Source organism: Paenibacillus sp. 05T425, assembly GCF_056396205.1.
On sequence record NZ_JBFTLA010000004.1, the window covers coordinates 382,544 to 408,566 of the forward strand.

26 protein-coding genes and 1 riboswitch are annotated in these 26,023 nt (G+C 49.7%); of the genes, 18 read left to right on the forward strand and 8 right to left on the reverse strand.

Annotated features, from left to right (window positions below; genetic code table 11):
- The first annotated feature begins 368 nt into the window (after window positions 1-368).
- Window positions 369-512, forward strand: a complete 144-nt coding sequence (gene sda, locus AC1DF0_RS10800; RefSeq protein WP_337098066.1) for a sporulation histidine kinase inhibitor Sda — start codon at window positions 369-371, stop codon at window positions 510-512.
- Window positions 513-546: 34 nt separating this feature from the next.
- Here the strand turns inward: sda and AC1DF0_RS10805 are convergent, their stop codons facing one another.
- Window positions 547-795, reverse strand: coding sequence for a hypothetical protein (locus tag AC1DF0_RS10805; protein ID WP_442051742.1), 249 nt, complete (start codon window positions 793-795; stop codon window positions 547-549).
- A gap of 99 nt (window positions 796-894) precedes the next feature.
- Window positions 895-1,896 (reverse strand): NAD(P)/FAD-dependent oxidoreductase, encoded by a 1,002-nt coding sequence (locus AC1DF0_RS10810; RefSeq protein WP_442051743.1) that lies wholly within the window; start codon window positions 1,894-1,896, stop codon window positions 895-897.
- Between the two features lie 389 nt (window positions 1,897-2,285).
- On the opposite strand from AC1DF0_RS10810, the gene AC1DF0_RS10815 reads away from it, so the two are divergent.
- The 3 genes from AC1DF0_RS10815 to AC1DF0_RS10825 all read left to right on the forward strand — a co-directional run bounded on the left by AC1DF0_RS10815 (window position 2,286) and on the right by AC1DF0_RS10825 (window position 4,958).
- Window positions 2,286-3,479 (forward strand): NAD(P)/FAD-dependent oxidoreductase, encoded by a 1,194-nt coding sequence (locus AC1DF0_RS10815; protein ID WP_337098063.1) that lies wholly within the window; start codon window positions 2,286-2,288, stop codon window positions 3,477-3,479.
- Complete coding sequence (locus AC1DF0_RS10820; RefSeq protein WP_477573924.1) at window positions 3,479-3,745, forward strand: hypothetical protein; 267 nt, start codon at window positions 3,479-3,481, stop codon at window positions 3,743-3,745. Before AC1DF0_RS10815 ends, AC1DF0_RS10820 begins: the two co-directional genes overlap by 1 nt.
- A 229-nt stretch (window positions 3,746-3,974) precedes the next feature.
- Window positions 3,975-4,958, forward strand: coding sequence for a phosphotransferase (locus AC1DF0_RS10825; protein ID WP_477573925.1), 984 nt, complete (start codon window positions 3,975-3,977; stop codon window positions 4,956-4,958).
- 72 nt (window positions 4,959-5,030) lie between these two features.
- Here AC1DF0_RS10825 and hemQ read toward each other — a convergent pair whose 3' ends face one another.
- The gene (gene hemQ, locus AC1DF0_RS10830; protein ID WP_442051746.1) at window positions 5,031-5,777 is read right to left on the reverse strand and encodes a hydrogen peroxide-dependent heme synthase; all 747 of its coding nucleotides are present in this window, start codon (window positions 5,775-5,777) and stop codon (window positions 5,031-5,033) included.
- Between the two features lie 164 nt (window positions 5,778-5,941).
- Here hemQ and AC1DF0_RS10835 point away from each other — a divergent pair, with 164 nt between their 5' ends.
- From AC1DF0_RS10835 to AC1DF0_RS10865, 7 genes are all read left to right on the forward strand, one after another.
- Window positions 5,942-6,232, forward strand: coding sequence for a YuiB family protein (locus AC1DF0_RS10835; RefSeq protein ID WP_337098059.1), 291 nt, complete (start codon window positions 5,942-5,944; stop codon window positions 6,230-6,232).
- A gap of 115 nt (window positions 6,233-6,347) precedes the next feature.
- On the forward strand, window positions 6,348-7,874 hold the full coding sequence (locus AC1DF0_RS10840; RefSeq protein ID WP_442051747.1) for a replication initiation and membrane attachment family protein: 1,527 nt from the start codon (window positions 6,348-6,350) through the stop codon (window positions 7,872-7,874).
- Window positions 7,875-7,891: 17 nt separating this feature from the next.
- On the forward strand, window positions 7,892-8,848 hold the full coding sequence (gene dnaI, locus AC1DF0_RS10845) for a primosomal protein DnaI (RefSeq protein WP_337098057.1): 957 nt from the start codon (window positions 7,892-7,894) through the stop codon (window positions 8,846-8,848).
- Between the two features lie 473 nt (window positions 8,849-9,321).
- Entirely contained in the window at window positions 9,322-10,446 is a 1,125-nt protein-coding gene (locus tag AC1DF0_RS10850; RefSeq protein ID WP_477573926.1) for a sulfate ABC transporter substrate-binding protein, read from the forward strand.
- Between the two features lie 34 nt (window positions 10,447-10,480).
- Complete coding sequence (cysT, locus tag AC1DF0_RS10855; RefSeq protein ID WP_442051749.1) at window positions 10,481-11,314, forward strand: sulfate ABC transporter permease subunit CysT; 834 nt, start codon at window positions 10,481-10,483, stop codon at window positions 11,312-11,314.
- Between the two features lie 64 nt (window positions 11,315-11,378).
- Complete coding sequence (cysW, locus tag AC1DF0_RS10860; RefSeq protein WP_442051750.1) at window positions 11,379-12,248, forward strand: sulfate ABC transporter permease subunit CysW; 870 nt, start codon at window positions 11,379-11,381, stop codon at window positions 12,246-12,248.
- 48 nt (window positions 12,249-12,296) lie between these two features.
- Complete coding sequence (locus AC1DF0_RS10865; protein ID WP_337098052.1) at window positions 12,297-12,536, forward strand: YezD family protein; 240 nt, start codon at window positions 12,297-12,299, stop codon at window positions 12,534-12,536.
- A gap of 129 nt (window positions 12,537-12,665) precedes the next feature.
- Here AC1DF0_RS10865 and AC1DF0_RS10870 read toward each other — a convergent pair whose 3' ends face one another.
- Window positions 12,666-12,812, reverse strand: a complete 147-nt coding sequence (locus AC1DF0_RS10870; RefSeq protein WP_337098051.1) for a YqzM family protein — start codon at window positions 12,810-12,812, stop codon at window positions 12,666-12,668.
- Window positions 12,813-13,016: 204 nt separating this feature from the next.
- Between AC1DF0_RS10870 and uvrC the strand changes: the two genes are divergently transcribed.
- Window positions 13,017-14,912 carry an excinuclease ABC subunit UvrC gene (gene uvrC / locus AC1DF0_RS10875; RefSeq protein WP_477573927.1) on the forward strand — a complete coding sequence of 632 codons (1,896 nt, stop codon included), beginning with the start codon at window positions 13,017-13,019 and terminating at the stop codon, window positions 14,910-14,912.
- On the opposite strand, the gene AC1DF0_RS10880 is transcribed toward uvrC, so the two are convergent.
- A complete protein-coding gene (locus AC1DF0_RS10880; RefSeq protein WP_477573928.1) occupies window positions 14,878-16,512 on the reverse strand; it encodes a lysostaphin resistance A-like protein in 1,635 nt (544 codons plus the stop codon). The two genes, uvrC and AC1DF0_RS10880, sit on opposite strands and share 35 nt — an antisense overlap.
- A gap of 247 nt (window positions 16,513-16,759) precedes the next feature.
- A riboswitch (cyclic di-AMP (ydaO/yuaA leader) is annotated at window positions 16,760-16,934 on the forward strand.
- Between the two features lie 94 nt (window positions 16,935-17,028).
- On the opposite strand from AC1DF0_RS10880, the gene AC1DF0_RS10885 reads away from it, so the two are divergent.
- Together AC1DF0_RS10885 and AC1DF0_RS10890 are read left to right on the forward strand one after the other, a co-directional pair.
- A complete protein-coding gene (locus AC1DF0_RS10885; RefSeq protein ID WP_477573929.1) occupies window positions 17,029-18,375 on the forward strand; it encodes a TrkH family potassium uptake protein in 1,347 nt (448 codons plus the stop codon).
- Window positions 18,376-18,392: 17 nt separating this feature from the next.
- Window positions 18,393-19,055, forward strand: a complete 663-nt coding sequence (locus AC1DF0_RS10890; RefSeq protein WP_337098427.1) for a potassium channel family protein — start codon at window positions 18,393-18,395, stop codon at window positions 19,053-19,055.
- A gap of 93 nt (window positions 19,056-19,148) precedes the next feature.
- Here AC1DF0_RS10890 and AC1DF0_RS10895 read toward each other — a convergent pair whose 3' ends face one another.
- Window positions 19,149-20,048: a LysR family transcriptional regulator gene (locus tag AC1DF0_RS10895; protein ID WP_442051754.1), complete on the reverse strand. Its 900-nt coding sequence runs from the start codon at window positions 20,046-20,048 to the stop codon at window positions 19,149-19,151.
- Window positions 20,049-20,349: 301 nt separating this feature from the next.
- Here AC1DF0_RS10895 and AC1DF0_RS10900 point away from each other — a divergent pair, with 301 nt between their 5' ends.
- The 3 genes from AC1DF0_RS10900 to sdhB are packed head-to-tail and all read left to right on the forward strand — an operon-like array spanning window position 20,350 to window position 23,592.
- Window positions 20,350-21,021 (forward strand): succinate dehydrogenase cytochrome b558 subunit, encoded by a 672-nt coding sequence (locus AC1DF0_RS10900; RefSeq protein ID WP_442051755.1) that lies wholly within the window; start codon window positions 20,350-20,352, stop codon window positions 21,019-21,021.
- Between the two features lie 42 nt (window positions 21,022-21,063).
- The gene (gene sdhA, locus AC1DF0_RS10905; protein WP_475823545.1) at window positions 21,064-22,821 is read left to right on the forward strand and encodes a succinate dehydrogenase flavoprotein subunit; all 1,758 of its coding nucleotides are present in this window, start codon (window positions 21,064-21,066) and stop codon (window positions 22,819-22,821) included.
- Between the two features lie 6 nt (window positions 22,822-22,827).
- Window positions 22,828-23,592 (forward strand): succinate dehydrogenase iron-sulfur subunit, encoded by a 765-nt coding sequence (gene sdhB, locus AC1DF0_RS10910; protein ID WP_442051757.1) that lies wholly within the window; start codon window positions 22,828-22,830, stop codon window positions 23,590-23,592.
- A 692-nt stretch (window positions 23,593-24,284) separates the two neighbouring features.
- Here the strand turns inward: sdhB and AC1DF0_RS10915 are convergent.
- Both AC1DF0_RS10915 and AC1DF0_RS10920 read right to left on the reverse strand, forming a co-directional pair.
- Window positions 24,285-24,956, reverse strand: a complete 672-nt coding sequence (locus AC1DF0_RS10915; RefSeq protein WP_477573930.1) for a hypothetical protein — start codon at window positions 24,954-24,956, stop codon at window positions 24,285-24,287.
- A 151-nt stretch (window positions 24,957-25,107) separates the two neighbouring features.
- Window positions 25,108-25,401: a winged helix-turn-helix transcriptional regulator gene (locus AC1DF0_RS10920; protein ID WP_442050310.1), complete on the reverse strand. Its 294-nt coding sequence runs from the start codon at window positions 25,399-25,401 to the stop codon at window positions 25,108-25,110.
- Window positions 25,402-25,606: 205 nt separating this feature from the next.
- Between AC1DF0_RS10920 and AC1DF0_RS10925 the strand changes: the two genes are divergently transcribed.
- Entirely contained in the window at window positions 25,607-26,005 is a 399-nt protein-coding gene (locus tag AC1DF0_RS10925) for a DoxX family protein (RefSeq protein ID WP_477573931.1), read from the forward strand.
- Window positions 26,006-26,023: the final 18 nt, after the last annotated feature.

Consider the following 26,023-nt stretch of genomic DNA (forward strand, 5'->3'; position numbering starts at 1 on the left):
ATGAGGAAAGACGGGCGCAGGCAGCTCGGAATTCCTTATTTGTGTTGTCGGGACGACTAGGTGAAAAGTCCGAATACATCTATTAACTAATGACGTTAATATATTCCATTAATAGAGTTATAGATTTCAATTAAAGTTTTTTATTAAGAAGAGTAAGGAAAGCGCCTGTGGATAACTCTATCCACACTATCCACGCCGTAATTCCTCATATTTCGACTCGTATACACACAGTATACACACAGTATCCACAAGCTTATGTGAATAAATGGGACTGTTGTCCTTTCAAATAGTGCCATGCTACTATATAGAAGAAATATCGAAGGAATAACCCCTTATAAATCTTTTATTTGAAGAAAGGGTGTGCAGGTATGGAGTTGCTTTCTGACGAAATGCTCGTCGACACTTATTTTGCAGCAATCCAGTACAATCTGGATCAAGAATTTATCCGTATGCTTGCGATGGAATTGAAGCGCCGTCAGGTTAATCCGGATTCCAGTAAAATTACGGCATAGTTTCAGTCTTGCAAGCGGCGCTAACAGATGCAGCTTAAATCCACTCGTTAACCAATACCTCGCTTGTCTGCTGGCAGGCTGGGCAATATATAATATGGTTGCAATGGGCGGGGGGAGCTTCCAGCCGTTGATAGGATTCATTCGCGAATGGTTCCTGAATGGGCTCGTACGGGGCATAAGGTCCGATCCAATCGGTGACTCGGCCTCCGTCGATTAACTGTCCCTTACAGGAAGAGCAGCTTTCTTGAATGGACGCAAGCCCGTTGCACACCGGACATAACATAAGGGTATCCTCCTTGGCTCGCCGCGCATGCTAATGCGTAAGCGAATGATTGACTTAGCCAAGGTTAGGATACCCTTTTGTACAATTTATAATAAAGGTTTAGAGCTTCATATTGCTGCTGTGACCCGGTGACAGCTTGGCGCTAGGGTCCACGTACACTTTGGCATTGTTGATCGCAGTAGGCGCTTCGCCGAATCCGACGGCAATCAGCTTCAGCTTACCGGGATAGGTGGTAATATCTCCAGCCGCGAAGATGCCCGGAATGTTCGTCTCCATGCGAGTATCGACGGTTATTGATCCACCCTGAATATGAATTCCCCAATCCGCGATAGGTCCAAGTGAAGATACGAAGCCGAAGTTGACGATGACAGCATCGACATCAAGCTCAGTGGTCTCTTGCGTCTTCACATTCGTAAGCGTTACTTTATCAATGCGGCTTTCGCCGTGAAGTTTCGTAATTTCAGTAGGGGTAACGATCTTAACCGTTGAATTCATTAAGTTCTCGACGCTATGCTCGTGCGCGCGGAACTTATCTCTGCGATGTATTAGCGTTACGCTCTCAGCTATCGGTTCAAGCATAAGCGACCAGTCCACGGCCGAATCGCCGCCGCCGCTTATAAGCACCCGTTGACCTTTGAACCTTTGGAGATCGCCAACAAAATAATGCAGGTTCGTTTTCTCAAACTGGGCTGCTTCCGGCAACTCAAGACGGCGAGGCTCGAATGCGCCTACGCCAGCCGTTATAATGACTGCTTTCGCAAAGTGCGTGCCTTTGTCCGTCACGATCTCGAAGAGGCGCTCATCATGCTTGATTACGTTTTGCACCTTCTCCTCCAAGCAAATTTCCGGATTGAAAAGCTGTAGCTGTTCTTTTAGACGATCAACCAGCTCCTGGGCTGTAACTTTAGGGAATCCGGCAACGTCATATATATACTTCTCCGGGTAAAGCGCGGCAAGCTGGCCGCCAAGCTGCGGCATGCTTTCGATAAGTTTAACGGATGCTTGGCGCATCCCTCCATAGAAAGCTGCGAATAGTCCAGCTGGACCTCCGCCGATGATGACGATATCGATGGGATTTACAGATGATTGAGAAATAGACAATTTGAGCACCTCCATATTGCTGACTGTTCTTAATCCGTACGATTTTCATTATAAACTTTCAAGGGGAAAGAAGGAAATATTTAATTTGTATAGAACTCTAAACAATTTCGTATATTTTGCCCTTGAACTTTTCATGAAAACTATGTAATATTTCTGATGTATGTTAAGTACGGAGTGTTGTGTAGAGACAGATTAGAGAAGCAGAACAGCGGCGTTTTTTAACTATTGCAGAAGCTATTTTGTCAATCGTTCAGGCATTGCCGTAAGCCGTTGGAATGTTGATAAATGTTCGTTATTAAGCGCAAACTGTTAGTATCATTTTAAATATTCGGATGGGTTTGTGTAATTTTTCACAGAGAAAAAAGACTAGGATTGGATGGGATCATACGATGAGCAACATACCTAAAATCGTCATACTGGGAGCGGGCTACGGTGGCGTCTTGACTGCACTTCGTTTGCAGAAAGAGCTGAACTACAACGAAGCGGATGTGACCTTGGTTAACAAACATGACTATCACTACATTACTACGCATCTCCATATGCCTGCAGCAGGTACGGACAATCCGGAAAATGCGCGTGTCAGCATCTCGAAGCTGATCGACGAATTCAAGATCGACTTTGTCAAATCGACGGTTGTACAGATCCGTCCGCAAGACAAGAAAGTCATCCTTGAAGACGGAACTTTGTCTTACGATTACTTGGTCATCGGTCTCGGCGGAGAACCGGAAACATTCGGTATCCCTGGTCTTGGCGAGCACGCGATGAACATTCGCAGCATTAACTCGGTTCGTCTGATCCGTGAACATATTGAATATCAATTCGCGCGTTACAAGCGCGAGCCTCACCGCACCGATTATTTGACGTTCGTTGTCGGAGGAGCAGGCTTCACAGGTATTGAATTCGTTGGCGAGCTGTCCGACCGTATTCCTGAGCTGTGCAAGCAATTCGACGTTGATCCGTCGTTAGTTAAGGTTTATAACATCGAGGCTGCGCCAACTGCACTGCCAGGCTTCGACCCTGAGCTGGTGGAATACGGCATGGACGTCCTTACGAAGAAAGGCGTTACGTTCCGTATCGGCACGGCTATCAAGGAATGCTCCCCGGAAGGCGTTATCGTTGGCGAAGGCGAAGAGATCAAGTCGGCAACCGTTATTTGGACCGGCGGCATTCGCGGCAACCGTCTTATTGAGGAAGCTGGCTTCGAAACGATGCGCGGCCGCGTGAAGGTGGATGAATTCCTTCGTTCGCCGGGCAATGAGAACATCTATATCGTCGGCGACAACTCGCTGATGTTCAATGAAGAAGGCCGTCCATACCCGCCGACTGCACAGATCGCTATGCAGCAAGGTGTCGTATGCGCGCATAACCTTGTCGCTTCGATTCGCAACCAGCCGCTTAAGACGTTCACGTTCAGCAATAAAGGAACGGTAGCGTCGCTTGGCAAGGGCGAAGCAATCGGCATTGCTTTCGGCAAGAAATACAAAGGCCGGATGGCTGCTTGGTTGAAGAAGATGATCGACTTGCGTTACCTGTTCATTATCGGCGGTATTCCGCTTGTACTTCGTAAAGGAAAGTTCCTATAATGCGCCACTGCAGCGTACAAGTACGCGGTTTGTTAACGAGAGACGAGCTCGATCGTTACAATGCGCTGATGGAGGTCGGCTCATTTTTAGAATCGCAAACGCGTTACGACCTCGCTTATACGGTGCAGAAGGAAGTTGACCTTCTTATTCAACCGGCTATCGAGCGTCTGAAGGATAAGGGCCGTGAACGGGACAGAGCAACCCAGGAGTACTTGGAAGCGAAGCGTCTCGGTCTTGAAGAGGACGAAGAGGATGACGAGGACTAATAAGATAAAGGCTTCCGCCCTAGTGCGGAAGCCTTTTTTGTTGAACAAAAAAGAGCTGCGACTATTGGATGACCAACAGTAACAGCTCTTTTGTATTTGAGTCGTTCATTTTGCAAAGACCTTATTCAACATCATAAACGAAGATGAATAAACAGTCTATACTTTTTTGGCCGAATTGTATAAAGTTGGATTGCCGGCCGGCAAATAGGTGTAGGAGGCGGATACGCAAATGGCGGAAGGGTGTCACTTATCGCTCGAAGATTTGGAACGAGATATGAGGTCCGTATTCGGGAACAGCTACTTGGTGCGCAGTGTTGCGAAAATGCACGGTGGCGCACAGAAGGTTGTTTACAAGATCGAATGCCAGAACGGTTTTGCGTGCATGCTGTACGTATGGGATATGGCGAGCAATTATTTTCAGGACGAAATAAGAGATAATACCGAGGATGAACGCTCGTACGGGAGTGACCTATTCGAATTGAACAACGACTATTTAGGTCGAATTGGTGTTCAAACGGCTAAACTCTACTACATGAGCAAGGATAAAGTTCGGTATCCCTTTGATTATGCATACGTCGAATTCGTGCACGGGCACAACGCTGAAGCGTATATGTCGTCGGTTGCGAATGAACAGAAAGTCGTTTTTTCAAGAATAAAGGAATTACTTGAACGTATGCATGCAGTTAACCGCAAGTCATATGGAAATTTAGTTAGTGAGCTGGATCGAGCGGATCCGTGTCATTATATACAACTTCGCAACGCCAAGGAACAGTTGTCTTACCTTGTGAAGCATTCGGAAGAGATAAAGATGAAGGAAACGATGATAATTAACCTTATTCATAAGCTGGAGACTAGAATAGACGGGAGGGAGACGTACGGCTTCATCCATGGCGAGTTAGGACCGGATCACGTACTTGTAAACGAAAGGCTTGAGCCGTATTTAATCGATATCGAAGGAGCGGCGTTTCATGACATTGAGCATGAGCATAGCTTTTTGGCTTTTCGCTTTGGCGATGTTTACAATCGTTATTTGAGCGGGCAAAATCTTGATCCTGATCGAATGAGATTTTATCGGCTGCACCATCATATTTCAAGCGCTTCGGGTGGGCTTAAGCTGTTGCAGCGCGGGTTTCCAAACAAGGCGTTCGCCGAGGCGATCTATACTTACAATATGAAGAGCGTTCTGGATAGTTTGGAGAATAACGCTAACTAGCAGGAAAGAAACCTACTAAAAAACCGTCTCACGTGGCCTAAAGCCTGGAGACGGTTTTTTATGAAAACGAGTCTAGATGCTGAGCAATGCTGCGAACTTGCTGCTGTCGAGCAGGTTGCCGACGTAGAAATCGCCGAAATCGCCGAAGCGCGCGCTAACTTCATCGAAGCGCATCTCGTAGACGAGCTTCTTGAATTGCAACGCGTCGTCTGCGAACAGCGTTACGCCCCATTCCCAGTCGTCGAAGCCGACCGAGCCAGTAATGATTTGCTTCACTTTGCCCGCGTATTGGCGGCCGATCATGCCGTGGCTGCGCATCATCGTGCGGCGCTCGTCCATGCTGAGCATATACCAGTTGTCGTTGCCTTCGCGGCGTTTGTTCATCGGGTAGAAGCAGATATGGTTCGCTTTCGGAAGCGTAGGCTTCAGTCTGGCGATGATGTCCGGGTTTTGCATCGGGTCGCTGCCGGGCTGCGCCATATAATTGCTCAGCTCAACGATGCTGACATAGGAATGAGCAGGTTTGGTGAAGCTAGCGAACGATGTTTTGTTGAACGCCGTTTCGATCGCATTCAGCTCTTCAAGCGTCTCGCGCAGGTGCATAAGAACGAAGTCAGCTTTTTGGCCTACGATGCTGTATACGGCCGTGCTGCCTTGCTTGCTTTCTTCTGTTGCAGCCCACTCGCTCAAGAAAGATTGAAGCTCATCGAGCGCCTTCGCTCTCGCAGCCTCTCCTGCGAGCCTCCAAGCGGTCCAATCGATCGAACGGAAATCATGCAGGGCATACCAGCCCTCTAGTGTTTGTGCGGCTTCACTCATTATAGATAAAAGCTCCTCTCCATTTAGGCTTGACTTCTAACATTGTATCGTAATCACTCTTAGCAGAGCAAATGGCGGTCTTGTGACATTTGTCCATCGCTAATTGACTTCCCTGTTGCCATTATTTAAACTAGGAAACGAGAGTATGAAAGGGGAAGTCTGAGATGCTTCAACTAGTTATTGCGACAGTGCTTTTTATGGTCATGTTGTTCGGAATCGGCTTTATATTGAACATGCTGCTTAAGACAACGTGGTTTCCATTATACTTGTTCATAATCGGAATTATTCCGTTAGGCATATGGGCTCCATGGGACGCTTCGGCTAAGACGACGATTCAGAATTTTGCGGATTACACCGTGTTCGATTATATTCCCGTTATCGGTGCGCTCGTAGGCGCGTACATAAGCGGCTGGGCCATACGCGCTTTGCGCAGAGGCGGCTACAAAATGTTCTAGTTGCTATATTCACAGAAATCCCTCGTTCGGGGGATTTTTCTATTTTTCGACTCGACCTTCTGAGCGGGATTTGTGCTAAAATGATAGAAAGTAAGTTTGGGATGGAGTCGGTGCAATGCGCATCAATAATATATTGCATTATACGGAACACCACCGTTATTACATATTTCGTGATTTTTCGCTAAGCAGCTTGGATTACAAAATGCTATCGCTGATCTATCAGCCGATGATCGGTGCTTTTGCCGTGGCATTGTACCAGCAGCTTTATCACGGAATTGCTGATGGACTATCTGGTTTCTCGGCGCTTGAGCCCCAGCGCAAGCTGTTTCTTGGATTAGGACTTGAGATGAATGAAAGAAGCAGGAAGCATTTGATCGAGCAAGCTTCGAAGCTGGAGGCTGTCGGATTGCTTCAGACCTCCCGGCTAGGAATGCCTGATAATGCCGATGTTATTTATGAATACGAGCTGTCTGAGCCGTTGTCGCCTGCTGAGTTTTTCCGCAACATGCATCTGACGATGCTGCTTCGTGACAAGATCGGTAAATATGCGGTTATTTCGCTGCGAGAGTCGTTCGGAGCTAACGAACCGGATGAGCTTGCAAGCGCGCAATTGACCAAAGAGAACATTTCCGTACCGTTCTATGAGCTATTCAAGCTTAATATGCAATCGGTGGATGACGAGCTGGAGCAAGCTTTAACTGAGGTTGCGCCCGCAAGGCAAGCCGCGCCGAGACCGCAGTTGGAGACGGCGGGTATCGCGTATGGCGAGATTATATTGCGTTTCCCGCGCAACTCCGCTAATCGCCGATTCGTTGAGCGTCTGCGTAACGATAACGAGCAGCTTGCTCAGGTGAATTACGTCGCTTACAAGTACAGCTTAAGCGTCGTTGATATATGCCGTTTGCTTGACGAGGACGGCATATTCGATTCGAACGGTGAGCTTCAGATTGACGAGCTTCAGCTGCGGGCCAACTCGCTTTACCGGCAAGATAAGAAGCGGGAAGGCGATCGTCAGCGTGTTATCGCGCGTTCGCAAGCAGCCGCAAGGTCGGATGAGGAGTCTGAAGAGCCGGACGAGGAAATCGCGGTTAATGAGGAATTTTATTTGCAGGTGCCGAGCCAGTTGCTCGGGCGCTGCGATATTCATCAATATAATATGCTTATGCGCAACGAGCCTCATACGCGGTTCTTGCAGCGCTTCTTTCCGGGAGCGGTTCCGGAATGGATCGATCGTGTGTTCGAGCGTATCGATCTCAACTACCGGCTAGCAGCCCCAGTTATTAATGTCCTCATTCATTATGTTATTGGCGCGAATGATGCGCAGCGCGTGACGAAGGCGTTTCTCGATGCAGTTGCATCCAATATGCTGATGCAGCAGATCGACAGCTTCGAGAAGGCGGTACAATACGTTCGTGAGCAAGCGCAGGTTGAGCAGGATAAGGAACGCCGCAAGGAAGCGGCGAACAGCTACAGCGGCGGAGCGAGAAGCGTCAGCGGCCGCGGAGGAAGCAGGAGCGGCGGCGGTACTTCCCGCAAGCCATCGATTCCGATCGTTCAAGACGGACAGCCGGGAGCTAAAGTGTCGGCTGATGAACTGGAGGAGCTGCGCAAGCTAGCCCGCAAGATCGACGGCAAATCATAGAGACGAGGTGACGGAGGATGGAATCGCTAGGCGATTTGTTGAAAGCTTGGCCGACAGGCAGATCGATAACGGAACAGGCGAAGGAGAAGATGGACGAGCTAATGGCTGATCCGCTCGTAGAGAAGCTTCTAGTGAGATACCCGGAGCTCGACGAACGGGCGATCCGTCTGAACCTGAACCGCGTGTACCAATATGTAACGGAATATCGCAACTGCACCAATTGTCCGGGACTGGATCGCTGTCCGAACGACTTCGAAGGCCATTATACGTTGCTTAGTTCGGAGACGGTGAACGATAGCGTGCAGTTGTATGACCGCAAGGTCGCCTGCAAGAAGTTCGTTGCCCGCGAGAGCGAGCAGAAGATTCGCAGCCGCATACGCAGCTTCTATGTGGACGACGCGGCGCTTCGCCGCGGCTACTCGTCCGACGAGATACTGACTAACGACTTGGAGCGTGCGAAGGCAGTCGGGCAGCTGCTGCGATACATTGATCGTACGAAGGAGCATGGCCTTCAGCAGGAGGGGCTGTTCCTCTCGGGCCGATTCGGAACGGGCAAAACATTCCTTATGTGTTACATGCTGCAGGAGCTGGCGAAGCAAGGCCATTCGGGCGTTATCGTCTATATGCCTGACTTCGTCGAGGATTTGAAGTCGCTTATGCATGAGCCTGGCAAGCTGAAGGAGACCGTTGAGATGATGAAGGAGACCGACCTTCTGATCTTCGACGATATAGGTGCGGAGAACTTGAATCCATGGGTGCGGGATCATGTGCTTGGTGCGATTCTCAACTACCGGATGGAGCGCAAGCCGACTTTCTACACGTCCAATTACGAGATTGATGCGCTCGAGAAGCATTTCAGCTTCACCAGCAAGGACGGCGAAGAGCTCCATAAGGGGCAGCGGATCATGGACCGGATTAAGCCTTATGTCGAAGTAGTCATGGTTACTGGCGAGAATAAGCGCGGTCGCAAATAGAACGGGCAAAGCCTTGGTTGGCAGATATGACGTATCTGTTGACCAAGGCTTTTTTATGTTGGGAGGCTGAGGCAAATCGCTCTTACGACCGAAATAGCACAAAAACCTTTCGCTATTTAAGCTCACACACACAATATTCGATCAGATAGCGCAACGATTTTGTGCTATCCCTTCAATGGAGACGTTGCCCCGTGGTGTGGTGTCCACCAACTATGGATGCCTTGCCTACTTGCCATCCAACCGCAAGTATCCCTTACAGTTAAGCCCTCTTATAAGCCGATCTTATGTACCGCATTATTTTTTTTGAAATAACCTATTGACAGTATTAGGGTTGCGCTGGTAGAATTCTCCCATAACCAACTAAACAGGTAGGAATTAATTGTTTTGCGACCGGACCACCGGAGTTGACACCTAATCGCTCATGACGCGTTGTCGTGGCCTGTGAAGAACAATAAAAAGGGGTGCAATCATTTATGAAAAAGATTACTCATGTACGTTCGGTCCTTATTATTCTCGCATTATCGTTGGTACTCGCGGCTTGCGGCCAATCGGGCGGCAACAACAACACGAATACAACTTCAAATAAACCAGCAAATGCAGCAACGGACACGCCGGCAGCAACGAATGCCGCTACTGAAGAACCGAAGGCAGAGCCTAAGCCGCCGGTTGAACTGCTTAACGTATCGTATGACCCTACTCGCGAGCTTTATGTAGAATACAATGAAGCTTTCGCGAAACATTGGAAAGAAGAGACTGGCCAAGAAGTAACAATCAAGCAATCGCATGGCGGTTCCGGTAAACAAGGCCGTGCCGTTATCGACGGACTTGAAGCAGACGTAGTAACACTTGCACTTGGTTACGATATCGACGCTATTGTTGAACCGGGTCTGATCAATAAAGATTGGCAAACGAAGTTCGAGCACAACAGCGCTCCATACACGTCGACGATCGTATTCCTCGTTCGCAAAGGCAACCCGAAAGGCATCAAAGACTGGAACGACCTCATTAAAGACAAAGTGGAAGTCATTACGCCGAACCCGAAAACATCCGGCGGCGCACGTTGGAACTACCTTGCGGCATGGGGTTACGCTCTGAAACAAAACGGCGGCGACGAAGCGAAAGCGCAAGAGTTCGTAGCTGAATTGTTCAAGCACGTACCGGTTCTGGATTCCGGCGCACGCGGTTCAACAACAACATTCGTAGAACGCGGTATTGGCGACGTATTGCTAGCTTGGGAGAACGAAGCGTTCCTGTCTATCAACGAGCTTGGCCCGGACAAATTCGAAATCGTATATCCGTCCCTAAGCATCTTGGCTGAACCTCCGGTAGCAGTAGTAGACAAAGTTGTAGACAAACGCGATACGCGCGAAGTGTCCGAAGCTTACTTGAAATACCTCTATTCAGATGAAGGCCAAGAAATCGCGGCGAAAAACTACTACCGTCCAATAAACCAAGAGATTCTTGCTAAATACAAAGATACGTTCAAAGACATTGAATTGCTTACGATCGATAAAGACTTCGGCGGCTGGAAAGTGGCGCAAGAGAGACATTTCGCAGACGACGGCGTGTTCGACAAAATCTACACACCAGGTTCTTAATGCTTGATCCCTATACGACTGGAGCTGACTTCACATGAAAGGTTCCAAGCCCCGTAATGTCTTGCCGGGTTTTGGCTTATCGATGGGCTTTACCATCTTCTATCTAAGCGTTATCGTCCTGATCCCGCTTAGCGCCGTATTGTTCAAGACGTTCGAGCTGAGCTTGCCCGAGTTCTGGAAGACGGTAACGAGTGCGAGGGTTCTCGCCTCTTACCGGGTAAGCTTCCTGACCGCTTTCTTCGCCGGACTTGTCAATCTGGTGTTCGGCTTGCTTATTGCATGGGTGCTGGTACGGTATCGTTTTCCCGGCAAAAAGCTCATCGACAGCTTAGTCGACTTGCCGTTCGCACTGCCGACCGCGGTAGCCGGGATCGCCTTAACCGCGATCTACGCTCCTAATGGCTGGATCGGCTCCTACTTGGCGCCGCTCGGCATCAAGGTCGCTTACTCTCCAATCGGCATTACGATTGCCTTAATCTTCATCGGCCTCCCGTTCGTCGTACGGACGGTGCAGCCGGTGCTGCAGGATCTAGAGAAAGAAACGGAAGAAGCCGCGGTTATGCTTGGCGCTTACCGACTCCGCACGTTTTGGAAAGTCATCTTGCCCGAGCTTATGCCAGCGATGTTAACAGGGTTCGCGATGGCATTCGCAAGGGGGATTGGCGAGTATGGTTCAGTCGTATTCATCTCCGGCAATATGCCGCTTAAGACGGAGATTACGCCTCTGCTCATTATGACGAAGCTCGAACAATACGATTACGCAGGCGCGACAGCGATTGCGCTGGTGATGTTGATCGTTTCGTTCCTTATGCTTCTCGTCATCAACTTGCTGCAATGGCGAATGAATCGGCGGACTGTTGCGAGATAAGCGAGTGATCGCTTCCTCGGCAACAGACGACTAACCACCAAAAACGGATGAGGAGGAGTCAAGCATGGCTGGTGCCATTACCGTTCATTTAGACAAAGAAGCGTCCAAACGTCCGAAACATGCGACGGAATCCGGGCCGGTTCGCTGGATATTGATTACGATCGCGCTGCTGTTTCTGGGTCTTATCGTCCTATTGCCGCTCGTATCGATATTCGTAGAAGCACTTAAGAAAGGCATAGGCGTCTATGTCGATTCCATTACAGACCCGGACGCGATGTCGGCGCTTAAGCTGACGCTTACAACGGCACTGATCGCCGTTCCGATTAATACCGTATTCGGCATCGCGGCGGCCTGGGCCATTACGAAGTTCCGTTTTCGAGGCAAGAATATACTTATTACATTGATCGATCTGCCGTTTGCCGTATCGCCTGTCATATCTGGTATGGTCTACGTGCTCTTGTTCGGAGCGCAGGGCTTCCTTGGTCCTTGGCTGGACGACAATGACATCCAAATCATATTCGCACTGCCGGGCATCGTGCTCGCCACGGTCTTTGTAACGGTGCCATTCGTAGCGCGGGAGCTTATTCCTCATATGCAAGCACAAGGCGTGCAAGAGGAGGAAGCGGCATCGAGTCTTGGCGCGAAAGGCTGGCAAATCTTCTGGCGAGTCACCTTGCCGAACATCAAGTGGGGCTTGCTCTACGGCATCATTCTTTGTAATGCTCGCGCGATGGGCGAGTTCGGTGCCGTATCCGTCGTCTCCGGCCACATTCGCGGAGAGACGAACACGCTCCCGTTGCATATCGAAATTTTGTATAACGAATACCAGTTTTCGGCGTCATTCGCCGTAGCTTCTCTGCTCGTCATGCTCGCAGTCATCACGTTGATCGTGAAGAGCATCGTAGAGTGGAAGTCGTCATCGTCTTCACATTAATCAACAAGGCGGCAGCATATATTTATAATTTCATTGGAGGGATTCATTATGGCGAAACCGTTGGAAGTAGATCAACAGTGGCTGGAGCGAATTGCGGAGCAGGTCGGCGGATTGCACTACGGGCATGTTACGATTACCGTTCATGACGGCCGAATCGTACAGATTGATCGATTGGAACGCACACGATACGATCAACCCTCTTCGAAGCAAAATCAATCCGAGCAGCAGTCGACCAAAGGCCGCGATAACAACGCAGCAGCTAGTGACGGCTTGCGAATTGTTCAATAGTCCAATTCAAGAAGAAGAGCTTCGATTCCTAAGGCTAGCTTAGCCTTGGTATCGAAGCTCTTTGTTTGTATGTTGGCAATTACATATTAAGGGAGGATAAGCCTAGCGGCCTATCCTCCCTTAAATGTTTTACGAGATGATGAACTTAACGATTACAGCTACAGCGAATACTACGGTCATGAAACCGAGCATGCCGCCAAAGCCGAATACGACGTCCATCAAGTCGTGGCGCGGCTCTTCATTGAAGTGCTCGCGCGGATCTCTTACGTTTTCCATCGTAGACGTCCTCCTTGAAAGACCGGATGCTGCAGCGACAGCCGCAAGCGGTCGTCTCCTACAGTATCGGCTATTTCAACTTATATTAGTATACCGAAACAGTCGAACAATTGTAAAGCAACCAGTCGTGACAAATATGAGACAAAATTACGCCCTTTTATGCTAAAATGTGAACAGGATTGTATGGCAATCGGAGGTGCGAGCATGGATCAGCAGTTAATAGCAGCAAAAGAACTTATACGAAACAAGCTAGCCTTGCTTCCCGACGGGCCGGGCTGTTACCTGATGAAGAACGGCGACGACGTCATTATATATGTAGGCAAAGCGAAAGTATTGAAGAATCGCGTGCGCTCCTATTTTAACGGCAGCCACAACGCGAAGACGCAGCGTCTCGTCTCGGAAATACGCGATTTCGAATTTATCGTGACCGGCAGCAATATGGAAGCGCTCATTCTGGAGTGCAATCTCATCAAGCAATATCATCCGCGCTATAACGTGTTGCTAAAGGATGACAAGACGTTTCCTTATATTAAAATAACGAGCGAGAAGCATCCGCGCCTAGAGGTGACGCGGCGTGTCGTGAAGGATAAAGCGAAGTACTTCGGCCCTTATCCGAACGCTTATGCGGCACAGCAGACGCTTAAGCTGCTTGAGCGGATCTATCCGCTGCGGAAATGCAAGACGCTGCCGGACAAAGTATGTCTATATTATCATCTAGGTCAATGTCTCGCTCCATGCGAGTACGAGGTGCAGCAGCAGTCCTACGACACGATGGTTCAGGAAATTACCCGTTTCCTCGGCGGCGGCCAGGATGTCGTGAAGGCGGAGCTGCAGCGGAAGATGGAATCGGCAGCCGAGGAGCTCGAATTCGAGCGGGCAAAGGAATTCCGCGATCAGATCGTGGCGATCGAGGCTGTTATGGAGAAGCAGAAAATTACGCTCTCCGATGCGCTTGACCGCGACGTATTCGGTTATGCGGTAGAGAAGGGCTGGATGTGCGTACAAATTCTTTATATGCGCCATGGCAAAATGATCGAACGTCACGCGTCGACATTCCCTTATTACGGCGAAGAGTATGATGACTTCATGACGTACGTCACGCAATATTATAGCGACAATCCAGCGCTGCCTAAGCAAATTTTCTTGCCGCTGCCTCCTGAGCTGGAGCAAGCTGAGGAGCAACCGTCTGCGGCCTCGTTGAACGGTGACGCCGAATCCGAAGAAGCGGCTGCAGGCTCGCGTGCGGATGATGTGATGGCTTCGCTGCACAGCTGGCTTAAGGTGAAGGTACTCATGCCGCAGCGCGGACGCAAGAGCGAAGTCGTCTCTATGGCGATGGAGAATGCGAAGGTCATGCTTGAGGATAAGTTCAGACTGATTGCCCGAGATGAGGAACGCAGCGTGAAGGCGTCCGAGTCGCTTGCCGATTGGTTAGGATTAGCCGAGGTGCACCGCATTGAGGCATTCGACAACTCGAACATTCAAGGGACGAATCCAGTATCGGCGATGGTCGTCTTCACGGACGGCAAGCCGGACAAGAAAGAATACCGCAAATATAAGGTGAAGACCGTAACAGGACCCGACGATTACGAAACGATGCGCGAAGTCATTCGCAGACGCTATGAGCGCGTCCTTAAGGAGCAGCTGACGCCGCCTGATCTAATCGTCGTCGACGGCGGCAGAGGGCAAATATCGGCCGCTCTGGACGTGCTGGAGAACGAGCTAGGCTTATCCATTCCGGTCTGCGGACTCGTGAAGGATGCGAAGCATAAGACGGCGCAGCTCATGACGGGCGACCCGCCTGAGGTTGTGCCTCTGCCGCGCGACAGTCAGGAGTTCTATCTGCTTCAGCGCATACAAGACGAGGTGCATCGCTACGCGATCTCGTTCCACCGCGAGCAGCGCGCCAAGTCGATGGTCGAATCGAAGCTCGATTTGATTTCCGGCATTGGCGAGAAGCGGCGCAAGCTGCTGCTCAAGCATTTTGGCTCGATCCGCAAAATAAAAGAGGCCTCCGTCGAAGACTTCAGGCCTCTCTCTATCGGGGAAAAGCTGGCTGGACAAATTATTGCTGCTCTAAATGAGGAGGAATCGTCGTAATCGGCGGTTTCTTCTCTTTTTTATCGTCCAAATACTTAATCACATATGCGATTAGAATCGGCAGAATAACGAAGAAAATGCCTGATGCGATATCGAACGCCGAACCGACGGTAACGATAGTAAGCGCTACGCCGACGCTGTTGAATATCGCATGCGTGAACATCGCCGTAATCAAGCCGTATCTGACGAAGATGAAGCTGAAGATGAGCCCGATAATCATAAGCTCGATGAGCCTTGTCGACGACGGATATAGCGGGTACATGACGTGGCCGAGCGCCCATGATGCGGTTGGGATAATGGCTGCTACGAACGTATTTTTGAACCATTTGCGGAACAGGCCGATGCCGAAGAACCGGAATACGGCTTCTTCGGATATAGCTGCCGCCCAAGCAAGCACGGGCATGAGCCATAGATAACTCATGTTGTATGGCGATTGCGTAACGTCACTGGTCGACCATGTGCCGATCGTGAGTTTCAAGCCGATGAAGATGGCCGCCTGCAGCGCGAACAGAATAGCGGCGAAGCAGTAGCCAAGCCCCATGCTGCGCCACACGTACGTTCCGTACCCAGGCTGGCCGAAACGCGGCCATAAGGCGCGTCCTTGCGCCTTCCACAAGCCGTCGCCCGCCACGAGCGAGATATAGATCGAGCCGGCCATCGGAATAGACAATAGGACGGTGAATATGGCGGTTATCAGAATCGTCTGACCGCCGAGCTCATTTTCGCCTAGCGATGCTCTAACTCCGTCGAGTACGTTTATATTGATGATGACATACGTAACGAAGTAAATGATAGTGAGTACGATTCCGCGCTTGAATGACGTATGTCCTCGGTAAAGGACGGCGTAGATGACCGCAAGCACGAACAGGATAAAGCTCATGAGGAAGTAGCCGAAGCCGGTCATGAATTGCGCCCACTTGTCTTGGCCTTTCACATAGTCCCTATACTCTGCCGGCGGAATGAAGGCTGGCTTGTATTTCGTCATAACGGGCTTGCCGTCGATCAAGCTTACGGCAATCGTCACTTGCAGCTTCGATTGGCCGATCGAATGGTCGCTTGGGCTAACTCCCCACTCGCCGTTCGGATAGGCCGCTCCGCTTGCAAGTTCCTCTGCACGGAACCCTTGCTCCTCGAGCAACGCGATGCTCAGCTTATCGATTTCCGGATCGTCGTCCCGAACAGGCTCGCCGCCATGCAGATTCCAGGCCACGATACGTTCACTCTGCATATGGACGTAGACGAATCCTTTGCCGCCTGTCCCTTCGAAGTCGACCTCGACTTGATACGTATCGGTTGGAAATTGTTTATCGTATTGATCAGCATACGCCTCTGTCAGCTCATCGCGCGTAAGGTAGCCGTTCATAAGCTTGTCGGATTGATGGACGGCTTTGGCGGAGTCCACCTCTCGTCCTACGAGCTTCTCGGCGAACGACGCGGCTGCCTGCTCTGCTTGTGCTTTGCTGATGGCTCTGCCGCCTAGCTCATCTGAAGAGCTCGCCTTTATTAGCGGGACGATATCGACGAACATGTAAATTAGAAGACAAATAACGGCTGCCCATATGTAACGCTTCCATTCCTTGTGTTTAATTGAATCGATCATCAGTTCACCTCATGCGTATAGGAGTAGGATGAAGCATACTATACTACCATATCACAACGTTCCCTGAATTATCCATTGAAAGTAGGTCTTTATTTTCATAAACCCGCGAAATAACGATGTTCATGAAGTGTAGGGCAAGGTGAAGCGCATAACTGCGTCTTTTTGGTCGAATATAGCCTCTAATGTGAGAAAAGGGAGCTTTATGCAAGGACGTATTTGGGCTTATAATCGTTATCGTCATACCAAATGAATAGCACAGCCGAATTTCCTTAGGAAAACGGGGGAACCATATTGTTGCCGGGCATCCGGCGGCATGGGGTGAATTTCTACATTGCCGGAGCGCAGCTTCAGGCGATTGAATAGGGCTGCCTGTCCAGGCCCGAATCCGTCAGCTAACCTCGTAGGCGTATTGGAACAGGACTCATCTTCTTGAGCACTTGAGCTTCCAGTGCTTTTTTTTGTGCGCTTATAACGATAACGCAGCAGATTTTCGAAGATTGAGGTGCACAATATAAGATGAAATTCGCATGGATTTGGGACGTGAAGAACTGGTCTCCGCCGAGGATACTTGTTAGCGGCTTCGCGCTCATTATATTCATTGGGGCATTTTTGCTCTCTTTGCCCTTCGCCTCGGCAACAGGCGAACGGCTGAACTTCATAGACGCTTTGTTCACGGCGACTTCAGCGACATGCGTGACCGGCCTCGTCGTCGTCGATACCGGCACCTATTTCTCGACAGCCGGCCAGATCGTTCTGATGGTGCTGTTCCAGCTTGGCGGCCTCGGCTTCATGACGATGGCAACGCTAATCGCGCTCGTTTTGCGGCGGAAAATATCGCTGCGCGAGAGGCTGATTCTTCAAGAGGCGATGAATCAGACAAGCATGGAGGGCATTATTAGGCTAATTCGCCGCGTCATCTACTACTCGCTATCTATTGAACTCGTCGGGATGCTGCTTTTCACGTTCCGGTTCTCGTTCGATATGCCGCTTGGCAAGGCAGCTTTCTTCGGCGCTTTCCACGCCGTATCGCTGTTCAACAACGCCGGCTTCGATATTTTCGGAGATTACCGCAGCTTAACGCTGTATGTGTCCGATCCAATCGTTAATATTGCCGCAATGATGCTAATCGTATTCGGAGGACTCGGCTTCGTCGTTATGTCAGATCTAATGGAATATCGGAAGAAGCGCAAGCTGTCGCTGCATAGTAAAATCGTTCTCGCCATGACGGGGACATTGATCGCGTTAGGCGCGATTGTGTTGTTTGTTTTCGAATTCACGAACCCCCTCACGCTCGGCTCGCTCGATTGGGGAGGCAAGATATGGGCCTCATTATTCCAATCCATTACACCGCGTACGGCTGGCGCCAATACGCTCGATTATACAGCTCTAAGGCAGGCTACCGTCTTCTTTACGATCATCCTTATGTTCATCGGCGCATCGCCGGGCTCGACGGGGGGCGGCATTAAAACCACGACGTTCACGGTGCTTATCGGCGCCGTAATCTCGATGATTCGCGGACGTGAGGATATCGTCTTCTTCCGCTATCGGCTTGCCAAGGACCGCATATTCAAGGCGCTGACGATTACGATTTTGTCGTTAACGCTCGTCGTGGTCGTGACGATGATTCTTGCAACGATCGAGAATCAGCCGTTCATGAAAATATTGTTCGAGGCAACATCCGCGTTCGGCACCGTAGGACTATCCATTGGATTGACCCCGGAGCTTAGCGATATTAGCAAAATGATTATTGCATTCACGATGTTTGCCGGTCGGCTAGGTCCATTAACGCTCGCTTATGCGCTTGGGCCTGGAACAGATAAAGAATTGTACCGGTATCCGGAAGGTAAAATAACAATTGGATAGGGGATTTACAGGTGGCTATCAAACGCAGTCAGTTTGTCATTGTGGGCTTGGGGCGGTTCGGCTCAAGCCTTGGAAGGGAACTCATCGAGCTTGGTCATGAAGTGCTCGGCATCGATAAGGATGAAGAAACGGTGCAGGATATGAGCAGCGTGCTAACGTACGCCGTATCGGCGGATTGCACGGATGAGGAGACGCTTCGCTCGCTAGGCGTACGCAACTTCGACTGCGGCGTCGTTGCGATCGGCGATGACATTCAGGCGAGCATTCTAACTGCCATATTATTGAAGGATCTTGGCGTGAAGAAGGTTGTCGCGAAGGCGATGTCCGAGCTGCACGGCCGTGTGCTTGAGAAGATCGGCGTTGACAGGGTCGTCTATCCGGAGAGGGATATGGGCATTAGGGTTGCGCATCAGCTCGTATCGCCAAACCTGCTTGATTATATCGAGCTATCCAAGGATTATACGATCGCAGAGCTTGCCGTCCCGAAATGCTTGAACGGAAAGTCGTTGAGCGACCTTAATCCCCGGGCAAGATTCGGGTGCAGCATCGTTGCGATCAACAAGCCTAACGGTATAATTATTGCTCCTTCGGCAACAGATGTTCTTACGGAACGAGACATTATGGTTATTATAGGGACGAACGATCAAATCGAGGAATTCGAGGCGACGGTTATCCGTTAAATAGAGCGCCGTTCTTATGGATTCGAAAGCGATATATTGGAAATGATGAAAACAGCGGCTAATGCTTTTCGCCGCTGTTTTTTGTCCATTATGTTAAGCTTGCTTGCTCGGGAAGCGGGCCGCAATTTCATTAATCCACAGTCGAACCGAAGGACTTAGCCCCGCGGGATCGGCATGAATAAGCGATGTCGTGCGTTTCGTATCCTCAAGCTCGCGGATCGGTACGACAACAAGCTCATTGTCGTCGATCAATTGTTGGCGCATATACGATTGCGGAAGCAATGTGGCTGCGCGGCATGTATGCAGCAGGCGAAGGATAGCTTCGAAGGAATCGATCTCCATTCGAACGTCAGGCTGCAATTGATACTTATCGAACAGCTCGTCGGTCAATACGCGGTACCAGGTTCCGCGGGAGAATAAAATCATCGGCATGCCGTCCAGATCCATAATGCCCAGCGAACCTTTGTCGGTTACGACCTGATTGCGCGGCAGAATGAGCAGCAGATGATCATCGAAGAGAGGCAGGCAGCGCAGCGTCGAATCCTCAATACTGGAAGCGACGATGCCGATATCGGCCTTATGCTCGCGGACTAGCGAGACGATTTCATGCGTTTTGCCGGTTACGGCTTTGATATCCACCTCGGGATGTGCGCTCGTCAACATTTGGATCAGATCCGGCAGTGTCGTCTGCAGCGTCGTGAGGCTTGCGCCGATCGTTAGCGAAGAACGGCCGGTCGCGGTGAATTCGGATACCGTTTGCAAATAGTTGCGATGAAGCTGTCTAAGCTCAATCGCATACTCGTACGTAAGCTGGCCTATTCGTGTCAACTCTAGCCGTTTGCCAATACGGCGGAACAGCGGCGACCCGATGTCTTGCTCCAGCTTGGCGATCTTGCGGGATAGGGCAGGCTGCGACAGATTGAGCAGGGCAGATGCTTTGTTCATACTCGACTGCTCAACGATTACAGAGAATACATGGAGCTCATCATACACGACAAAATCCCCTTATGTCATTTTGTTATAAGAAATTATAAAAAATAAGCAATTCCATTATAAGCTGAAAAGGAGTAGGATGGAAAGTGTGGCTAGATTGTGTCGAGTTTTGTTGACGGAGGTACATGCTGGGGTTACAATGGTGAATGGTTTGTATGAGCGGAAACGGCTTCAACCGTCACTAGCGGTGAAAGTACGTTTTGCACTAAATTCTAAGTACATATAAGTGGTGTAACTTAGAGGCTTAGAATTTACAGATGGAAAAGTATGCAACTACAGTCTTGAAAGGAGAAGGAAGAACATGAAAGGAAACTCGTATTTCTCGCGCAAGCTTCATTCGCTTCTAGGCATCATTCCGCTAGGCGGCTTTATCGTCGTCCACGGTTTGGCGAACTATCAAGCGTTCGAGCGCGGGCCAGAGGGCTTCGGCAAGGCCGTGCACTTTATCAATAGCATGCCTGTGGTAACGCTGCTTGAGATTTTCGGCATTTACCTCCCGCTATTGTTCCACGGTATCTACGGCCTATATGTGGCTTACCAATCGAATTCGAATACGGGGCGCTTCCAATACGGAAGGAACTGGGCGTTCACAGCGCAGCGCGTAACGGGGGTAATTACATTTATTTTCGTCTTCTGGCATGTGTACCAGACGCGAATTCAAGTGTACCTCGGCAACATTACGCATGAAGAGCTCGGCTCGACCATGAACTTGATTGCGAACAATCCTGCTTACTTCGTCTTCTACGTGATCGGCGTACTGGCAGCGGTATTCCACTTCAGCAACGGCCTGTGGGCGTTTCTGATTAGCTGGGGCATTACTATCGGCCCGAAAGCGCAACGCATCTCGTCCTACATTTGTATGGGTGTTTTCGTAATTGTCGCTGCTCTGTTCATTCTTTCGCTTGTTGCGTTCAGAGGCGATGAATTCCAAGAAGCTGCAAGTGCCGCATTGGCGCTTACAAATATCGGTTAGTCTGATTAATAGGTAAGTCTTAAGGACAAGGAGTGAAACGTTGTGGCAAAAAATAAAATAATCATCGTCGGCGGCGGTCTTGCAGGCTTGATGGCTACCATCAAAGCAGCAGAAGCAGGCGTACACGTTGATCTGTTCTCTCTTGTACCGGTCAAACGTTCGCATTCCGTATGTGCGCAAGGCGGCATTAACGGAGCGGTGAATACGAAAGGGGAAGGCGATTCCCCGTGGGAGCACTTTGACGATACAGTATACGGCGGCGACTTTCTAGCGAACCAACCGCCAGTTAAAGCGATGTGCGACGCAGCGCCTGGTATCATCCACTTGATGGACCGGATGGGCGTTATGTTCAGCCGTACGTCCGAGGGCTTGCTCGACTTCCGTCGTTTCGGCGGTACGAAGCATTCCCGTACAGCATTCGCAGGTGCAACGACTGGCCAACAATTGCTGTATGCACTCGATGAGCAAGTACGCCGCTGGGAAGCAGCCGGCCTCGTTACAAAATACGAGCATTATGAATTCCTTGGCGCTGTTATTGACGACGACGGCGTATGTCGCGGCGTGTCTGCTCAAGACCTTCGCTCCATGGAAATTCGCTCGGTGCGTGCGGATGCGGTTATTCTGGCATCTGGCGGTCCTGGCATTATTTTCGGCAAAACGACGAACTCGGTTATTAATACAGGTACGGCAGCAAGCGCCGTGTATCAACAAGGCGTTAACTACGCGAACGGCGAGTTCATCCAGATCCACCCAACGGCAATTCCGGGCGACGACAAGCTTCGCTTGATGTCGGAATCGGCGCGCGGCGAGGGCGGACGCATTTGGACTTACAAAGACGGCAAGCCTTGGTACTTCCTTGAGGAGAAATACCCGGCATACGGAAACCTCGTTCCCCGCGATATCGCGACACGCGAGATTTTTAGCGTCTGCGTAGACCAAAAGCTCGGCATCAACCAAGAAAACATGGTTTACCTTGACTTGTCCCACAAAGACCCGAAGGAGCTTGACGTTAAGCTTGGCGGCATCATCGAGATCTACGAGAAGTTCATGGGTGACGATCCTCGGAAAATCCCAATGAAGATCTTCCCTGCGGTTCACTACTCGATGGGCGGTATGTGGGTAGACTACAACCAAATGACTAACATCCCAGGTCTGTTCGCTGCTGGCGAATGCGACTATCAATACCACGGTGCGAACCGTCTCGGCGCTAACTCGCTGCTCTCCGCTATTTACGGCGGTATGCTGGCTGGTCCGAAAGCGGTGGAGTACATCAAAGGCCTTAAGAAATCGGCTGAAGATATCTCTTCGTCGGTATTCGATCGCGAGGCGAAACGCCAAACCGATAAGTACGACAGCATTCTAAAAATGAACGGCAACGAAAATGCGTACGTTATTCACAAAGAGCTTGGCGAGTGGATGACAAACAACATGACGGTCGTTCGTTTCAACGACAAGCTGGAAGCTACGATCGGCAAGATCAAAGAACTGAAACAACGCTATTCGAACATTAACATCAACGATACAGCTTCTTGGAACAACGCGGGCGTTGCTTTCACTCGTCAACTGTGGAATATGCTTGAGCTGTCCGAAGCGATGACGCTTGGCGCATTAATGCGTAACGAAAGCCGCGGTGCTCACTATAAGCCTGATTTCCCTGAACGCGATGACGATACGTTCATGAAGTCGACGATTGCGAAGTGGACGAAGGAAGGCCCGCAAATCTCTTATGAGGACATTGACGTAAGCTTGATCAAACCTCGTAAACGCGACTACTCCAGCGATAAGAAGAAAGGAGAATAACTAACGATGGCTCAAACAACTGTTGCAACAAAAACGGTTAAGTTTATCATCACTAGGCAGGATACTCCCGATTCGACGCCTTACACGGAAGAGTTCGAAATTCCATACCGCGCTAACATGAACGTCATTAGCGGTCTGATGGAAATTCAACGTAATCCGACCAAAGCGGACGGCGCCAAAACAGCTCCGGTATGCTGGGAATCGAACTGTCTGGAAGAAGTATGCGGCGCATGTTCGATGGTTATCAACGGCAAGCCGCGTCAAGCGTGCAGCGCCCTGATCGATAAGCTCGAGCAGCCGGTTCGCCTTGAGCCGATGCGCACGTTCCCAGTCGTTCGCGACCTTGTTATCAACCGCGAGCGTATGTTCAATGCGCTCAAGCGCGTGAAAGCTTGGATTCCAATCGACGGTACGTACGATCTTGGTCCTGGACCGCGTATGGCTGAGACGAAGCGTCAATGGGCGTACGAGCTGTCCAAATGTATGACTTGCGGCGTCTGCCTCGAGTCTTGCCCGAACGTTAACGATCGCAACAGCTTCATCGGTCCTGCCGCAATCTCGCAGGTTCGCTTGTTCAACGCTCACCCGACAGGGGAGATGAACAAGGAAGAGCGTCTCGACGCGCTTATGACGGATGGCGGTATCGAAGGCTGCGGCAACTCACAGAACTGCGTACGCTCGTGTCCGAAGGGCATTCCGCTCACGACGTCGATCGCTGCGATCAACAAGGATACAACGAAGCACCTGTTCAAAAAATGGCTGGGGATGTAATCACCCGGTCTGCCATTATCTTCATTCACAAGCCCTCGGCGATGCCGGGGGCTTGTTTACTACATCAGAATGTTTAAGCACTGTACAGCGATAAAGCGTAAAGGAGATCATTCAGATTGGCGATAAAAACTTCTTTGCTTCCGAAGCGAGTTTGCTGTGCAAACTTGTAGGTCGCTCATCATCGAAGTACTCCGATAGGAGTTTTTCTCATTTGTAGTGCACTCGCAATCTGTTCCTTCACTTGCAGATATATGATATTGATAATCATTATTAATGATAAAGGATAAAGGCCCGTTTTGTCAATTGCCTCCTAGCAACGGAGATAAGCAGGCTAACCTCCTAAATCTATAAGACTCAAACACGGCCCCACATCAGAACTAACTTAACTGTACTCCGCCCGCACACCGCACACCGCACACCGCACACCGCACACCGCACACCGCACACCAAAACTACTTGCAAGCCCCCCTGTCTCTCAGAGCTTTTCAAAACTACTCACGGTTAATAGCTCCGTTTTCTCCCGTTATTTCAGCACTTATTAGCATTTTATCGCGATTAACGGGAATTTCTCCTGTTAATATTAACCTTTTTAGAGTGCTTGTCAGTTCGCGGCCAAATTAACAGGAGAAATTCCAGTTATTTGTATTGTGCACTCGAAAGTTAAATAAATAACAGGAGAAACTCCAGTTAAATTATAATAAGTCGCTAACGGCGTCTTTAGTCAGTGAATAACGAACGATTCTTTCTTGCTTGGCACCATAGGTAGGTTGCATCCAACCTTTTTCAGTTAATCTTTGTAACATTAGAATAGCGGTTTTATGATCAATCTCGAAATGTTTTTCAACGTCTTTGGGTCTGATAGAGCGTGCGTTCTGTAAGGCGAGAAGTACGAGCTCTTTCTCCGAAAGCATGACACGGCTTGCGCTGCTGCTTCGCGTTTGGAATCTGCTCAAGCACATTCTAAGCATGGATATACATAGTTCAGGCCGCTGCTCAACGTCGTCATAGGCGAAGGAGAGCACATGATAACCCATAGCAAACAGGAACATCTCACGATTGAGCTCGCTGCAGTATTTGTGCCTATCCATGTCTCTAACATGAGTAGCATAGCCCTTGATTTCGAATAGAAGTTTTACGTGACCGGGAAGCCAGGCAAAGTCGGCAAAGTAGGAACGGCCGCGCCAATCCGGCACTTCATATTCGGGATGCAGATGATCGAAGCTGCCTTGAAGCGGCCACCAGACGTTGCGAAGGAACAATAGCTCAGCGTGATTATGTCCTCTTTCCAAGCGGCCTTTTCGTTCGCCTCTGCGTTGATTAAGATGATGCATAATAAAATTGTGATGTGCAGCTTCAAAATTCATATCTATCATCCTCTCCATAAAAAAACGCCCCGCTATAGCCGTAATTCGGCTGATAAACGGGACGTTCTTCGTCTCTTGCTTATGATTATAGAGGATATGACAAATGAAGCATAGTCCAGCAACAAAAAAAACCGCCTTCGCGGTTTTTTTGTTACATCCATTCTTCTCCCCATTTTTGAATCGATTCAATAACAGGTTGAAGTTTACGACCTTTATCCGTTAAATCATACTCGATACGAACGGGCATTTCCGGATATACGTTCCGGTTAATGATGTTCTGTGTCTCGAGCTCCTTCATTCGGTCCGTTAGCATCTTGTCGCTCATCTCGGGAATTTGCTCTTTTATTTCTTTGAACCGTTTAGGCCCGCCAAGCAAAACCCGAATAATTCTGCCAGTCCATTTTTTACCTAATATGTCGGCCGCGGCTTCATACTTTGGGCACATTGTCGAATAATCCAACCGTATCACCCCGCTTTTTGTATTTCTATTGTAGCATATGTACGAACAAAAAGTAAGTGCAATTCAAGGTTACAGACAAAAAAACTTTATATAGGTTATATGATTGACAAAAGTAAGTAACAATAATAATATAAGTGTCATAGCATAACACATGCGATACAAACAAAACAGGATGAAGGGTGAGATTGAAATGTTGGATACGGGGTTATTAATTATTAGGGTTATTATTGGTTTGTTGATGGTAGGTCATGGCGCACAGAAGCTGTTTGGGATGTTCGGAGGTTATGGAATTAAAGGGACGGCAGGTTGGCTCGAATCGATTGGCATGAAACCAGGCGTGTTGATGGCAGTAGGCGCAGGGGCGGCGGAATTAATTGGCGGGTTGTTGTTTGCAACAGGACTTGTTACGTGGCTGGGAGCGGCGCTCCTTATCGGAACGATGCTGGTTGCTATCATCAAAGTACATGCTGCTAACGGTCTGTGGTCGACCAGCAACGGATACGAGTACAACTTGGTATTGATCGCAGTGCTGCTAGGCGTTGCGCTCACAGGGGCTGGGGACTACTCGATCGACGCTTTGATACAATAATAAGATAGCAAGGAAGGA